We start from the raw sequence: 14,821 nt of genomic DNA, 5'->3' as shown, positions 1-14,821 counted from the left end.
TTTAAAAATTTTATCTGTAGCTCCTTGCGGCATTAAGTCTTTCTAAAAGTCTGTCCTTGCCAAGAATCATAATAATGTTGCTAAGCTCCGGTCCATGAACATTTCCGCTTATAGCAGCTCTTACAGGCATATAAAGACCCTTGCCCTTTATTCCCGTAGCCTTTTGAATTTTTTTCATAACTTTTTTAGCAAAGTCTTCGTCAACTTCATCTATTTGATTTAGTTCATTTTCAAAGGCATCTATTAATATAGGCATGTTTTCAGATCTCACTTCAGCAAGAGCATCTTCTTCCTCTATTTTTAAATCTCCAAATAAGAAGGAAACCTTGTCGGCTATTTCGCCAACATTGTTAAGGCTATCCACTACAGTTCCTACAAGATAAAGGTAACCTTCCCAATCTCCTCTTATTTCCTCTTCAGTCATAAGGCCTGATTCAACCATAGGCTTTATAGAGAGCTCGGCAATCTTTTCAAGGGGATAATTTTTAATATAATGAGAATTAACCCAGTCAAGCTTTTCTTTGTCAAAAATTCCTCCGCTTTTTCCAACTCTGTCAAAGGAGAACTTGTCAACCATTTCATCAAGGCTTAAAATTTCCTTCCCGTCTTCTGGTGACCAGCCTACAAGAGCAAGATAATTAACTAAACCCTCTGGTAAATATCCCTTATCTCTAAAGTCCTCAACTGCCACGTCATCATTTCTCTTGGAAAGCTTTTTTCTGTCTTTATTTAAAACTGTAGGCAGATGAACAAAGGTGGGAGCTTGCCAACCGAAGGCTTGATAGAGGTAAACATGCTTTGGAGTTGAAGGCAACCATTCCTCTCCCCTTACTACATAGGTGATTCCCATAAGGTGATCATCAACAACTACAGCCAAATGGTATGTAGGAAATCCGTCAGACTTCATTAAAACCTGATCATCCATTTCGTCACTGTTTATTACAACTCTTCCCCTTACGGCATCGTTAAACTCTATATCTTCATTTCTAGGCAACTTTAGTCTTACTACATAGTCTTCACCATCGGCGATTCTCTTTTTTGCTTCTTCCAAAGAAAGTCCTCGGCAAAAACCGTCGTATTTAGGTACCTGTCCCTTAATTCTTTGCTCCTCTCTTAAACTGTCAAGTCTTTCCTTGGAGCAAAAGCAATAATAGGCCTTACCGTTTTCAATTAAATAGTCTACATACTTTTTATAAATATCCAGTCTTTTAGATTGAATGTAGGGACCTGCATCTCCTTTTTCAACAATTTTACCATTTTCTATAAAAACGCCTTCATCATGATCAATCCCCGCCCATTCAAGGGATCTTATAAGATTTTCTATAGCCCCCTCAACGTATCTTGTTCTGTCAGTGTCCTCTATTCTTAAAATAAACTTGCCACCGTTTTTCTTGGCAAACAAATAATTATAAAGTGCTGTTCTAAGTCCTCCTATATGCAAAAATCCCGTAGGACTAGGCGCAAATCTAACTCTAACTTCTTCCATACTTCCTCCTTATAATTCCTTCACTATTCTTTCATAAAAACTTATAAAAACATTATCCATTATCAGCAAAATAAGGCAAAGCATATTTATCTTCTTTATATAAGCGTAAAGGCTTACTGAAAGAAATATTGCCATAACCATAATTTTTATAATAAGTAAAGGCTTATAGGCTCTTATTTTATCTTGAGACAGTCCTCTAAAAGCAAGCCTTGTTAAGGTGTTTTTAAATCCGAAAATATACATTATAAGTCCCAATAGATCAATTAAAAAAATTACAAGACCAAGGGCAAACAAAATCCTTATAACTATAATCATACTACACCTCTTTATCTACTAAAATAATTTTATACTTTATAGCCCCTTCTTTCAAGCCTCATAAGACTCATATAAGTTAAATAAGACAAAATAGAAGGCTACAAATCTTTACTATAATAAATTTTTTTATAAATATTATATCTACTGAAGGTTTCTTAAATCTTTATAAATTAAAAGAAGCCTAATCCTATGATTAGACTTCTTTTAAAAGGTTTTTTTATGGGGTTTTGCACCGAAAAGTGCCAATTTATGTTTAAATTATCTATTAAGCTTTTTTAACTTGGCAGGATTTTGATTGACTGCATCCTCTGCAATTACAACCGCAGGTTTTTTTCTTTAGGCTGTATCTTGCAGCGAAAAAAACTACTGTAGCAACTACTGCCAATACTATAAATGTTTGAATGTTCATTGTCTCACCTCTACAGATCTTAGCTGTTCTACATTTCCCTTGATTTCTGGTCTAAATAATAGATAAATGTAAGCTAAAAGAACTGCAACAGCACCAAAGGTGCATCCGTTTACTGCTCCGCCTTCAAATAGAACTCTGCCAAACTGGTAAATCATAAAGGCTATAGTATAGGAGAAAACTATTTGATAAACTATGGCAAAGGTAAACCACTTCTTGTCATTCATTTCTTCTTTTATTGCACCCGTTGCTGCAAAGCAAGGTATGGTAAGTTGATTAAAGAACATAAAGGACAAAATTGATGCTGTAGTGAAGTTTGATTGAATTACAGGTATAAGACCCGGATCATCAGCTACCTATATGAGTTATTTATGGACTCATAATTATATTTTTAAGTTGAATTTTTATAAGTGAGGTATTTCTCTCTTAATTTATAGATAAGCTTCCTATAATTTTAAAGATCCTCACATATCAACTTATATTCTAAAAGAGCGGGTTATCAAAAAATGTTTTTTATATGTTAATCATACTTTTTATTAGGGGGTTTCCAAGCTTCTGTTTTCTGAAATAGCTTAGCTTGGATTTTGGAATAAGGCTTCTTTTAAATGTTTTTTATATGCACTTAGCTTTTAAGTAAATATTTTTAAATATCTACTTATAATATTATTGTTTTATCTGCCTATTCCTATTTTCTGCTTACTTTTTAGAATAATTTCCTGTCCGGCTTCCATAGTCTATTTTTATTTGTCTTTATGTATAAGGTTTAGTTGTCATTTATTGATAACCCTTTTCATTTAATAATGATTATACCACATCTTTTTAAAATTTAAAGAGTAATTGATAAAATTTATCAATCTTTTTTTAATTTGTAGCTTAATTTTATAATTTCCTATTAAATATTTTTTTATTTGATAAACAAAACCGTTTTTTTATTTCTATCTTTAAAATATTTTATTTTTAAAATAATCAATTCTTTTAATTTTAAAAGTGATTTTATTAAAATTTGAAATGCACTCAATAAAAAAGCCGGGATAAATTAATCCCGGTGTAAGTAAATGAAAAAAGCACCTTTCGGTGCTTAAATATGTACCATGAACCCATATTCGAACTTAAACAACATACGGTACCCAAGCAGTTAACTCAGATAAGGCACTCCTGCGGCACAAGCGGACACCTACTTAGTGCTGCTTCCGTCAAGACCTGACACGGTTCGCAGGGCCACTTTGCGCAGGACCCTATCATCAACGCCACACACTTGGGGCAGGCTACACAGTTTACGCCCTCCTATGGGAATTCGACCCTGCTATAGCGAATCGCAGGCTACAAGGCATCGCTAATTCCCCGTCTATCATGGCTATGGCGGAGAGAGAGGGATTCGAACCCTCGATACGGTAATCCGTATACTCGCTTTCCAGGCGGGCCCCTTCAGCCAACTCGGACATCTCTCCAAATTTCTGATTATAAGACCTTAACAGTCTTAGGAGAACATTTTAACCTCTTTAAGGTTTTTTGTCAAGGTTGGTGAATTTTATGTAAATTTTTGAATCTAACCTATAGACTAAATTATAAATTTATCTAGAGGCCTTTCTACATAAGCTAACATATAAGAAGCCTCGGCTTGCTATGGTTTATAGCTTCCGAGGCTTCTTAGTTTTTTATTTTATTTAGTTAGACTGCCGGATTTTATAAGCTCAATCCAGGTTTCGTCTATTCCATTTGCCTTTCTTTTAAATTCGTGACTGTTTGCAGCTTCTACAAGCTCATAGTAAGCCCAGTGATTTTTATTAAGGTCCTTGAATTTTATTAAAAAGGCTTCTTCCTTGTTAACAAAATCAAAATCAGGAACCCTATTAAAGATACTGTTAAACATTTTAACTGCTTCAGCCCTTGTTATTTCATTGTCCGGCTTAAAGCTTCCGTCAGGATAACCTATAGTCCTTCCGTTGCCATAGGCTTGATTAATTTGGCTTTCGTACTTGTGTCCCACTATATCCTTAAAATCCGCCTTGTCGGTGTTGGTCTTGTCAATAGGAGAAAGAAGTCTTGCCATTTCTCCCCTTGTTATAGGATCGTTAGGTCTAAGCTTATTGTTATCAGCCTCTAAAAGATTTAGCTTTAAAGCTTCATTTATATAAGGTAGATACCATGCTCCCTCTTCCAAATCAGCATAGTCGGGTTTTGTGGTATTATTTGCTGAAATTCCTTTTAGCCTTATAGCAATTGTTGCAGCTTCAGCCCTTGTTATTTTGCCTTCAGGTAGAAGATTTCCGTCAGGATAACCGTAAATATATCTGTCGTGGATTTCTGTTTTACTAGCTGGAAGAATATAGGTTCCAACAGTGATTTCATGATCATGCTCTACTTCGTTTTTTCCCGGTTTATCTTCTATTTTTTCCCACTTGGCAAAAAGAACTAATTCTTTATCTAATTGAATTTTATCTCCCTCTAAATAGATTTGTCCGCTTCCGTCTTTACTTGTGTTCCAACCTGCAAACCTGTATCCATGAGCAGTCATTGTGCCTAACCCTAAAACTGTGGCACTTTCACCTGATTTATAGATTTTACTGTCTACAGGTGCATTTCCCTCTATTAGAATTCCCGGATAGGAGTCCTTGTTGGAATCATACTTTACAGAATAATGATCTTCAACTACTTCCTCTCCTAAAATTATATTGTCTTTTGCCATATCTGTAAGGCTTTTTTCTTCTTTAAAGTTAGTGGTTTCAAGTCCCTGAGGTAAATTCTTTCTCAATATTTCCTTTTGCAAAACTTTAGTTGACAGATTTTCATTTTCCTTATAAAGATTTAATCCTAAATCATTTAAAAATACGCCATCATAGGCAGGACTTGATATTAATTCTTCCTTTATAAAATCTGAGTAAGCTCCGCCTTTACCCTTATTAAGTATTCTATAAAGGGCAAGGGAATTATTGGATCTATACTTTATACCTTGAGGATTTCCATTTTCATCTTTAACTTCTTCATAGGAGTTTATGGTGTTTTCTTTAAATATGTCCACATGGTATTTACCGCCGGTAACTAAAATATTTTTATCTCTGTAGGCTTCATCTCCGCCGGAAAACACCTTGGCCTTTCCTACGTATAAGGCTCCATTATCCTTTAGGAAGATTGAACTTATAGGATCTCCTTTAACTGAACCGTCAAAAGGTGTATAAGACATAACTTGCGGTGTAAATTGACCTTCACCATCAATTATAACCTTGCCACTTGCTGATATGGCATAGGCTTCAGCTGATAAACCTGAAAATCCATCCCCTGTAGTGCTTTCGTGCATCTTAGTCTTATAGGCTTCTACATAGGTTTGATAAAGCTTATTACCAGCTTCAATTTTACCTGCCTTTATAGTTGCATTTCCTACCATATAAAGACCTGAGCCTGCTTGCTTGTCAGTTCCAGTACCTACAGGTCTGCAGCCCCCGCCAAAAATTATAGGTTCCGTTCCTCTTGCTTCATCACCTTCAACAACTACATTATCTACATTTGCAATGCCGTGACCTGACTTTGTAGAGCTTCCACCGCCGTAAATTTGTGCTCCACCCCTTACAGATAGATTTTCTGCTCCGTCAATGGCACTTCCTGCACTAAGTCTGTCTGCAAAAAGATTTCCGATTTGATTAATAGATGAACCTCCTGTTATTAAAGAGTCACCTATAATTTGAATGTCTTTTGCGCCCTTTATCCCGGCTCCGGCACTACCCTTGCCTTCACAGTTTCCAGGAGTTGAGCCTGGGCAGTTTGATCCTGTTGTTGAAATGTCTCCACCATGGACCTCTGAGTTTTCAATATATACACTGCCTACATTTTCAAGTCCGTAACCTGCAGATACATTTGGTACAACAATTCTATTGCTGTATTTGTATATACTTTTATCTTTCAAATATTTTATAGGACCATAGCCTTGAACCACTGCTCCATTTACAAGTTTAACCTCACTTGCATCTTTTATACCTGAACCGAATCTGTATTGGTCTTTTTTTGAACCATTATCACTTAATATGTTATATATTCCTCCACCGCAAATATTAGCCCCGTCAACTAAAACCCTACCGATAGTTCTAATACCTGCAGCCCCAACCTTAGGAGCTATGGGGTTGTCACTGTAACCTGTATTAGGTGTTCTTGTTCCAGGTGTCGGACCTTGAATAAAGGTGTTTACTCCATAAACATTTACATCAGCCTTTGAGTCTATAATGGCTTCTGATGTGTTAAAGAAGTGAGAACCGCAACCTATTGATAAAGGATCGGTTTGACCCGGCCTCCCTAAATTCAAGGTTCCCATGTCCATTTCTATAACAGGCGAATGGGGAAGCTTATCCATAAAGTCTGGATCAGGTGAACCGGAAGGCATCATGTCATTGCCACCCTTATCTATAAAGTCTCCTCTATAGACATTTACACTTGCATTACCATTGGCAAGGATAATAGGTCCATAGAAGTTGGTAAATCTTTTTCCATTAAAAAATTTTTCTGAAGCAGGATTTCCGTTGGAGTCTATGTATCTACCATTGCCACCAGTTATGCTATTCATTTTTTGGTCCGAGAATTCTTTTGTTGCAAAGTCTAAATGGCCTCCGTCTTCCACTTCAATAGTACCATAGTAAAATTCTTCTCTTTTGCCTTCATCTACGGATAGATCAACTCCATTACCTGAAACTATTTTATTGTATCCGGCGCACTTGATATTAATATTTTTTCCTATTATTGCTCCTTGACCGTAACCACCTGCTCCTCCTGAAATAATAATTGAGTTAGAATAAGTTTCATTTTTTTCTCCTGACAGATCTACACTTATATTTTCTCCTCTTATACCATAGCCGCCTTGGATATTATCTCCCAGACCATTACCTCCCCTTATAAAAAGGCCTTGATCAACGGTATAAGGGTAAGGTTTAAAGTCTAAATTAGTTTGATCAACTTCAATATCTTTAGCAACAATAGCATCTGCTCCCCTGACTGTTGAAGAATCTCCACCTATAATTCTGCTGTAATATTTTAAGGAAACTCTTATAGGATTTCCATATTCATTAGTTTTTCCTGTTTTTTCATCTCCGGTATAGGACATAAGGTTTTCTATTTTTACTGAACTTTTAGGTAGATAAATGGCAGGGTTGCCATTTTGTCCCGAAAGATTCATTCTCTCAGTTAAATAAAGATTACCTTCACCTGAAATTAATGCCCTATTTTCAGGTCCCTTTAAATAAAGGTGTCCCTTCATAGTAAGGGTTTTTCCGTAAGCTATATCAAAGCTTATATTAGAAATATAAACGGCTCTTGCTCCTTCTGTTGTAGCCCATCCATAGGCAGCTTTTTTAGGGTCCGATGACATAATGGTAATATTACCATTTACATTAATTAGTCCAAGGGAAGAAAAGTCATTGCCTCCCGACTTAAATTCATTTTTGTTATAAAATTTTACAAGGTCTATAACATCTCCGTCAGCTGCGCTTTCAATTTGGCTTTTTACTTCATCCATACTTGCAGGTGTATAGGTTGTAGCTTCTATTTCTTTTGGAAGCACAAGACCTGCTGCAAGTATAAGAAAAAATACAAAGGCAAGCTTTAAATTTTTTACTTTCATAAAATCCTCCTATTTTAATTTAACTGGGTATCAGCTAAGATTTATCTTATCACTTTCCTCAACGCTTTAAAAGTCCGCAAATTCCTAATCCTTAAATATTTAATTTTTTTGTTTTTTTACTTTTTAATTAAACTGTGCTTTTACTTTTATATGTAGTAGAATCTAAGCAAGGATGTGACAAGGTGAATACTAAAGAAAAAATTTTAAAGCTTCTGGAAGAAAGCAGGGATACTTTTATATCCGGCGAGGATTTGGGAAGGTCCCTTAACATATCTCGTAGTGCCATTTGGAAAGGGGTCAACAGTTTAAGAGAAGAGGGATTTTTAATAAACAGTTCTCCCAACAAGGGCTACCGCTTAGACGAGTCCTGTGACAAATTAAACAAGTACGGAATTTTAAAGGACCTTAGAAAAGAGCTAAGGGACATGGATATTATGGTCTATGACTCTATTGACTCAACTAACACACAGATGAAAAGGCTTTTATATTCAGGCACTCTTAAAAATTTCAGCCTGATAGTTTCAAACGAACAAACTGCCGGAAGAGGAAGAAGAGGCAAGGATTTTTTATCTCCTAAGGAAACCGGTATATATTTTTCCCTTTGTCTTTTCCCGAAGGAGGACTTTAAAATGGATTCCTTTGATTTAATTACAGTTAAAGCAGCTGTTGCAGTGGCTCTTGCCATAGATAAAAGCACAGGCAAAAACCCTAAAATAAAATGGGTTAATGATATATTTATTAATGGTCGAAAGGTTTGCGGAATTTTATCAGAAGCTGATGCCGACTTTGAAACTAAACATATTAACTCCATAATTGTAGGCATAGGTGTTAACTTTACTACTAAGGAGTCAACCTTTGGCAAAGAACTAAGCACCACTGCAGGGTCCATTAATGAAAAGTCCCTTCTTAGAAATCAATTTCTCGCTCAGGTCCTAAATGAATTTTATAGTGCCTATTATGAAAAAACCGACGAAGAAATTTTAGACCTTTACAGGTCCTATTCTTTAGTTCTGGGAAAGGAAGTTGAATTTGAATTAAACGGACAAAAATACACCGCCCTAGCCAAAGACTTTGACGAAAAGGGAAACCTTATAGTTAAATTTAAAGACGGTTCTGAAAAAAATCTTTCCAGCGGAGAAATTTCAGTTAAGGGAGATTTTTATTCATAAAAAAATTCGACATCAGTCGAAAAAACAAGTTACTTATAAAATTTACCAAGCAAAAAAGACACCTTCAGGTGTCCTTTTTGTATAGCTGGGAAGAAAAAAGATAATTGAATAATATTAACAACATAGTGGAAATATTCACAAGTACATAGTAGCATAAGGAAATGAATTTTGCAATCGTTTTTATGAAATTTTTTAACTATTTTAAAAGTTTTTATTTTATGGAATATAGCTTATTTAAAGTACTTTATTCTTTTTAGCTAGTCCTTGAAATTAAAGCTCTTTTTTCCCATGAAATCCTTTTTTCCCTTGAACCCTTTAAAAATATGCACTAATTTTCTTTAGCTTATAATTAAAATAAAAAATCCGGTCTCCCGGATTATTTTATAATTTCTCTAAATATTGATTTGTATTTTTCCACTCCCGGTTGATTGTAGGGATTGACTCCGAAAAGTACTGAAGATATTGAAGCGGAGTACATAAAGAAATAAAGGAGCTGACCAAGATGATATTCGTCAGGAGTTTTTAAAATTATTTCTGAACTGTCTATGCCGTTTTGCTTATGAGCCTTTCTTGCCGCCTTCATTATCTTTTTATTTAAACTTTCAAGAGAAAATTTATTTAAGCCCGGAAATCTTTTTGAATCTATTGCTTCTAAATTTATATTGTAGTCTTTCTTAGGTTGTTGAAAGTCTATGTGACTTTCAAATATATTGTTTGGTCCTTCTTGAAGAAATTGGCCCATAGAATGAAGATCCTGAGAATAAATAAGATAAATGGGTAAAATAACTTCCTTGCTTTTGCCTTCTGATTCTGAAAAAAGTTGCACATACCATTTAAGCAAAAATTCAAAGTTAGGATTTGAAACTGTAAGTATTTCTATGTTTTTGCCTTTTTGGAAAAATAATTTTCTTGAAAGAGCATACTTTAAAGCCTCCTTCTCATCTATAGATCCTCTTTCAAGATGATTTTTGTAGTCCAGAGCTCCTTGTAAAAGAGCATCTATATCTATGCCGCAAATTGCCATAGGCAAAAGTCCAACAGGACTTAAAAGACTGTACCTGCCCACTAAGTCATCATCAAGGGAAATAAATTCAATGTCATTTTCCCTTCTGTATCTGTTAAGGCTGCCTTCATTGTCTGCAGTAATTATGTAAATCCTATTTTTATAGTCCTTATAGGTTTCCTCCATATAGTCCTTAATTATTTTAAAGCCTATTAGGGTTTCCATGGTGTTGCCGGACTTTGATATCACAATAAGGCAGGGGTTAGATGCCTTTACTATATCCATTACATTTGATATATAGGAAACAGACAAGTTGTTGCCCATATAAATAACTGATGGCTTGTTAAGACCTGTCCCCTGAAATCCATTTATCGCCTCTATAACTGCTCTTGATCCAAGATAGGATCCTCCAACTCCACAAACTATTACTAAGTCGTAGGCGGATTTTATTTTATCGGCGAGGTTTTTTATGGATTCTGCAATTTTTATGTTTTTTTCTATATCTGTCCAAATTAATTTATCTTTGTATTCTTCTTTTAAAAAGGTCTCAGCTTTAGTTAAGCTTTCTTTATTTTCTGAAAAGACCTTTTCCGATAATTCTTTGTTTATGTATTTAATCATTACCATACCTTTAATAAAACGGCAGTAATATCATCTTTTTGTTCTCCTAGAGTAAATTTGTAAAGATCATTTGCTAAAAGATCAAGTTCTCCATTTTCATGATCTTCAAGGATTTTTACCACTCTGTTTGTGCCGTAAATTTCATTTTTAGAGTTTTTGCTGTCCATTATACCGTCAGTCATTAGAAAAAGCTTATCTCCTGTATTAAGATCCGTCTTTTTTTCTGTATAGTCGGCATCTTTTAAAAACTTGGTTATAGGATAGCCCCTGCTTTCAAGAACCTGAGCCTCACCTTTAGATATAAGTATTGGAGAGGGATAATGACCGGCATTGGAATATAGAAAGGCAGATGTTTTTTTGTTATAGACTCCATAAAAAAATGTAAAATAATTTTCTATGCCTAAATTTAATTCTGAAAACCTGGTCTGTAAAGCTTTTAAAGCTTTCGCCGGAGAAAGTAAAGTGTAGGGCCTAATACTTCTTATAATAAATCTTATAAACATAGTCAGCATTGAAGCCGCAAAACCATGACCTACAGTGTCGGCGATATAAATGCCGAAGTTGTCTTCGTCAATTTTAAATAAATCAAACATATCGCCGCTTAAAATACTTGATGGCTTATATATGTAATTAAGCTTGATGTTTTCGTTAAAGCCTTCTTCAGGTAAAAGCAGGGTTTGAATTTTTTCAGCCTGTGCCATTTCTACAGAAAGGTTTTTGTTTTTATCTATAATTTCAGTTATAAGTTTTCTTTCTGTTGAAATATTTCTAAAAACTTCAATAGCTCCAAGTATTTGTCCCCCGGTATTTCTAATAGGTGAGCATTTAACTGAATAATATATGCCATTTATGATTTCTTCCCTTTGAATAATTTCTCCCGTATCAATAGTTCTCTTAGCTATAGTTGTTGGAATTTCAAATTCGTCAATTCTGCATACAAGAGTCATTTTGTCATAACCCAGTTGCTTTTCCATGGCGCTGTTTACAAAGATAACCCTGTCATTTGCATCTATTACTCTAACAAGATCCGCTATGGCATCAAGCATTTGGTAATTAAGTTTAGATTTATTAAATATAATATCTTTATAAACAGATTTCATTTCGCACCTCCGGAAGATTATACCACATAGTTTTTAAATTTTATACTTACTTAGGTGCAGGACCATGGTACTGATAGTAGTAGGTTTTTATCCTGCCGTTGTAAAGCTTTCTGTTTCTATTTGCCCTTTTCCCGAAGTTCTTTTGAAAGTCCTCATCTGCAGATATGGCATAAAGGGACCAGGTGCTTAGGCTCTTGTAAAGATCTCCAAGCTCTTTCTCAAGCTGATCTTTTTCAGCTTGTCCTATTCTTATACCATAGGGAGGATTTGTAATTATTACTCCGTATTCCCCTGCTATATCAAGATCTGCTATATCCTTTACAAAAAACTTCACATCGTCTTCCAAACCTAAAATTTCCAAGTTGTGTTTAGCTATGTCTATAGCCTTATAGGAAATGTCAGTCCCGTAAATTTCAAGCTTGCTTTCATAGTCTATATCGCCATAGGCCTTAGCCTTTTCTTCCTTAAAATAGTTTTCATCTATAAAGAAAAACTTTTCAAAGTCAAACTTTCTCATAAGTCCAGGTGCTATATTTTTTCCTATCATAGCCGCCTCTATTGCTATAGTGCCTGATCCGCAAAAGGGGTCCCAAAAAATTCTATTTTTTCTCCAATAGGATAGCTGAACCAATCCTGCAGCTATAGTTTCACTTAAAGGAGCCTTATAGGATGCTTCTCTGTATCCTCTTTTATGAAGCCCTTCTCCTGATGTATCTAGGACTATTCTTGCTACATCCTTAAAAAGGATAACCTCTATCTTGTATCTCTCTGCACTTTTCTCGAAAAAATCTATGTCATAGGTTTTTTGAAGCTTTTTTATTATTGCCTTTTCAGTAATTCTTTGACAGTCCGAAACTGAAAAGAGTTTAGATTTTGCACTTCTGCCTTGGACAATAAAATTTCCATTTTTAGAGATAATATCAGCCCAGGGAAGCTCATATACATTGTCAAATAATTCTTCAAAGCTTTCAGCTTTAAAGCTTGCCAGTTCTATAAAAACTCTTTCAGCACTTCTTAGCCTTAAATTAAGAATTGCTATGTCCCTTAAGGTCCCGTCAAGCTTTATAGAACCGTCATTTACTTCAAGATTATTATAACCCAAGTCAACAAGCTCTCTTTTAACAACGGACTCAAGACCGAAATTCATGTTGACAACTATTTTTATATTCATATAACACCTCTTTATAATTATACATAAAATCAGCGGAAATTCTCTTATATTGTGTAAAGTTTAAGAAATTTTAATACTTTTATAAAAGCTTTTACCTACAAAAGAACCTTTTTGCCAAGATTTTTACTCAACAAAAAGGTTTTTATTAAATATAATATTTAATTTTCTTTTAAGATTTCTTCAGCTCTTTTTATAAACTCTTTTAAAACTTCCACTCTGGCATATTTTTTATCATTTCCCTCTATTACCTTCCAGGGAGCATGACTTGTATTTGTATTGTAAAGCATTTCATTTATAGCAAGGACATAGTCATCCCACTTTTCTCTGTTTCTCCAATCTTCTTCAGTTATTTTATAGGGCTTTTCTTTCTGTCTTTTTTTAAATCTTTCTTCCTGTTCTTCCTTTGAAATAACTATAAGATATTTAATCACCAAGGCTCCGTAATCTGTCAGCTCTTTTTCCATATCGTTAATTTCCCTATAGGCCCTTGACCATTCAAATTCGTTGGCAAATCCCTCTACTCTTTCCACCATAACTCTGCCGTACCAGCTCCTATCAAAAACTGCAATGTATCCATCCTTAGGAAGGTTGTTGTAAAATCTCCATAAGTAGTGGTGGTCTTTCTCCAGGTCAGATGGTGCTGATGTAGGGTTAATGGAATAAGACCTTGCATCTATTCTTCTTAAAAGTCTTTGAATGGCTCCTCCCTTACCTGATGCATCCTGTCCTTCAAATACAAGAACCGCTGGTATTCCCTTGGTATGTAGGCTATAGGCCAGGTCTCCCGCCTTTTTTTGAAGATCCTTTATTTGATTCTTATATTCTTTTTCATCTAAACCTTTATCAAGGTCCAGGCTTCCTATAATATCCGGGATATTTTTATCTGAATGCTTCCAGCTTTCCTCTGCCTTTCTTCTTTGTCTTATGTAATCAATTTGACTTTTTACGATTTCAAGAGTTTTTCCCAAAATATACTTTGATGCCGATTTCCTATTTTCTGATGAAACTATGTTCCAGGGAGCTATATCAAAATCCGTTTGACTAAGAAGCAAGTCAAAGTGATTAAGGTAATCTTCATACCTTTGATTTTGATCTATATCCTCTTCACTTACTAAAAACTTACGGCTGTCGCTTTTGATATATTCTTCTATAGCTTTTTTTTGTCTCTTTTTACTTTGATGAAGGAAAAACTTTATAAGTATGGTGTGATCATCATAAAGGATTTTTTCAAGGTTCATAATTTGTTTTATACGAATTTTTTCAATATCTTCATTACTATTAAGGTCATTAAACATATGATAGTACATACTGCAATCAAATATAGCGAAATGTCCCTTGGCAGGCATATGCTCCCAAAACTGATGGGTATAAAAGTAATCGTCATTATCTTTTAGGTCCTTAAAAATACTTACCTTATAGTTTTTTGTATCAAGCTCTCTTACAAGATCATTTAAAACATAGCCCTTACCTGAAGACTCCCAACCTTCTATCATAATAATAACAGGAATATTTTCCTCCATACATATTCTTTGATAGTAGGCGAGCTCCTTACCTAAATCGCTTCTTTTTTCATTTTCATATATATTTTTAAATTCATCTATTTTAAAATCTTTTAACATTTCTTCTCCTTTAATTTATAAAATTTCTTAATTACTAATTATATAATAAATTTTAAAAAACTTGTACTAAAGCTTAATGACATAATAAAAAAATCTCCCTTTCAGAAGAGATTTTTTAACTTTAGATTTTATTTTTCAAATTTCATATAGGCAGCTTATTTAAAAGGACTTCAATAATATTTTTATTTTTTTCCTTTATTTCTTCAATTTTAACCTTGCCGTCCATTTTTTCATAGGCAACGTAATCCCTTAAGTCTAAAAACCTTATAAGAATCAGCGCAAGAAATAAAAGCAAAACAACCTTTATAAGACTTTTCTTTAAAAATTTCATA

11 protein-coding genes, 1 tRNA gene and 1 other RNA gene are annotated in these 14,821 nt (G+C 34.4%); 1 reads left to right on the top strand and 12 read right to left on the bottom strand.

Annotated elements, in window-relative coordinates:
* Positions 1 to 10: 10 nt before the first annotated feature.
* From gltX to PEPCATONIAE_RS05075, 7 genes are all read right to left on the bottom strand, one after another.
* On the bottom strand, positions 11 to 1,486 hold the full coding sequence (gltX, locus tag PEPCATONIAE_RS05105; protein WP_138159940.1) for a glutamate--tRNA ligase: 1,476 nt from the start codon (positions 1,484 to 1,486) through the stop codon (positions 11 to 13).
* Between the two features lie 9 nt (positions 1,487 to 1,495).
* Positions 1,496 to 1,801, bottom strand: a complete 306-nt coding sequence (locus PEPCATONIAE_RS05100; protein WP_138159938.1) for a hypothetical protein — start codon at positions 1,799 to 1,801, stop codon at positions 1,496 to 1,498.
* Between the two features lie 265 nt (positions 1,802 to 2,066).
* Positions 2,067 to 2,210 carry a FeoB-associated Cys-rich membrane protein gene (locus tag PEPCATONIAE_RS05095; protein ID WP_138159936.1) on the bottom strand — a complete coding sequence of 48 codons (144 nt, stop codon included), beginning with the start codon at positions 2,208 to 2,210 and terminating at the stop codon, positions 2,067 to 2,069.
* The gene (locus PEPCATONIAE_RS05090) at positions 2,207 to 2,494 is read right to left on the bottom strand and encodes a hypothetical protein (protein ID WP_180339354.1); all 288 of its coding nucleotides are present in this window, start codon (positions 2,492 to 2,494) and stop codon (positions 2,207 to 2,209) included. The genes PEPCATONIAE_RS05095 and PEPCATONIAE_RS05090 overlap by 4 nt, the downstream gene beginning before the upstream one ends.
* Positions 2,495 to 3,296: 802 nt before the next feature.
* Positions 3,297 to 3,561: signal recognition particle sRNA large type (ffs, locus tag PEPCATONIAE_RS05085), an RNA gene on the bottom strand.
* Positions 3,562 to 3,564: 3 nt separating this feature from the next.
* Positions 3,565 to 3,655 (bottom strand) — tRNA-Ser (locus tag PEPCATONIAE_RS05080).
* 212 nt (positions 3,656 to 3,867) lie between these two features.
* The gene (locus PEPCATONIAE_RS05075; RefSeq protein ID WP_138159934.1) at positions 3,868 to 7,806 is read right to left on the bottom strand and encodes an S-layer homology domain-containing protein; all 3,939 of its coding nucleotides are present in this window, start codon (positions 7,804 to 7,806) and stop codon (positions 3,868 to 3,870) included.
* 182 nt (positions 7,807 to 7,988) lie between these two features.
* Between PEPCATONIAE_RS05075 and PEPCATONIAE_RS05070 the strand changes: the two genes are divergently transcribed.
* Complete coding sequence (locus PEPCATONIAE_RS05070) at positions 7,989 to 8,975, top strand: biotin--[acetyl-CoA-carboxylase] ligase (RefSeq protein WP_138159932.1); 987 nt, start codon at positions 7,989 to 7,991, stop codon at positions 8,973 to 8,975.
* Between the two features lie 376 nt (positions 8,976 to 9,351).
* Here PEPCATONIAE_RS05070 and PEPCATONIAE_RS05065 read toward each other — a convergent pair whose 3' ends face one another.
* From PEPCATONIAE_RS05065 to PEPCATONIAE_RS05045, 5 genes are all read right to left on the bottom strand, one after another.
* Positions 9,352 to 10,599 (bottom strand): glucose-6-phosphate isomerase, encoded by a 1,248-nt coding sequence (locus PEPCATONIAE_RS05065; RefSeq protein ID WP_180339353.1) that lies wholly within the window; start codon positions 10,597 to 10,599, stop codon positions 9,352 to 9,354.
* Entirely contained in the window at positions 10,599 to 11,699 is a 1,101-nt protein-coding gene (locus tag PEPCATONIAE_RS05060) for a SpoIIE family protein phosphatase (protein WP_138159928.1), read from the bottom strand. The genes PEPCATONIAE_RS05065 and PEPCATONIAE_RS05060 overlap by 1 nt, the downstream gene beginning before the upstream one ends.
* Before the next feature lie 46 nt (positions 11,700 to 11,745).
* Positions 11,746 to 12,870 (bottom strand): THUMP domain-containing class I SAM-dependent RNA methyltransferase, encoded by a 1,125-nt coding sequence (locus PEPCATONIAE_RS05055; RefSeq protein ID WP_138159927.1) that lies wholly within the window; start codon positions 12,868 to 12,870, stop codon positions 11,746 to 11,748.
* Between the two features lie 158 nt (positions 12,871 to 13,028).
* Complete coding sequence (locus PEPCATONIAE_RS05050; RefSeq protein ID WP_138159926.1) at positions 13,029 to 14,489, bottom strand: hypothetical protein; 1,461 nt, start codon at positions 14,487 to 14,489, stop codon at positions 13,029 to 13,031.
* A 142-nt stretch (positions 14,490 to 14,631) separates the two neighbouring features.
* Positions 14,632 to 14,820 (bottom strand): hypothetical protein, encoded by a 189-nt coding sequence (locus PEPCATONIAE_RS05045; RefSeq protein ID WP_138159924.1) that lies wholly within the window; start codon positions 14,818 to 14,820, stop codon positions 14,632 to 14,634.
* Between the last annotated feature and the right edge of the window lies 1 nt (position 14,821).

The sequence above is a fragment of the Peptoniphilus catoniae genome (assembly GCF_901447155.2).
GTDB lineage: Bacteria > Bacillota > Clostridia > Tissierellales > Peptoniphilaceae > Peptoniphilus_E > Peptoniphilus_E catoniae.
Note: the sequence above shows the minus strand (reverse complement) of the source record. Positions and strands in the feature narration are given on the sequence as shown.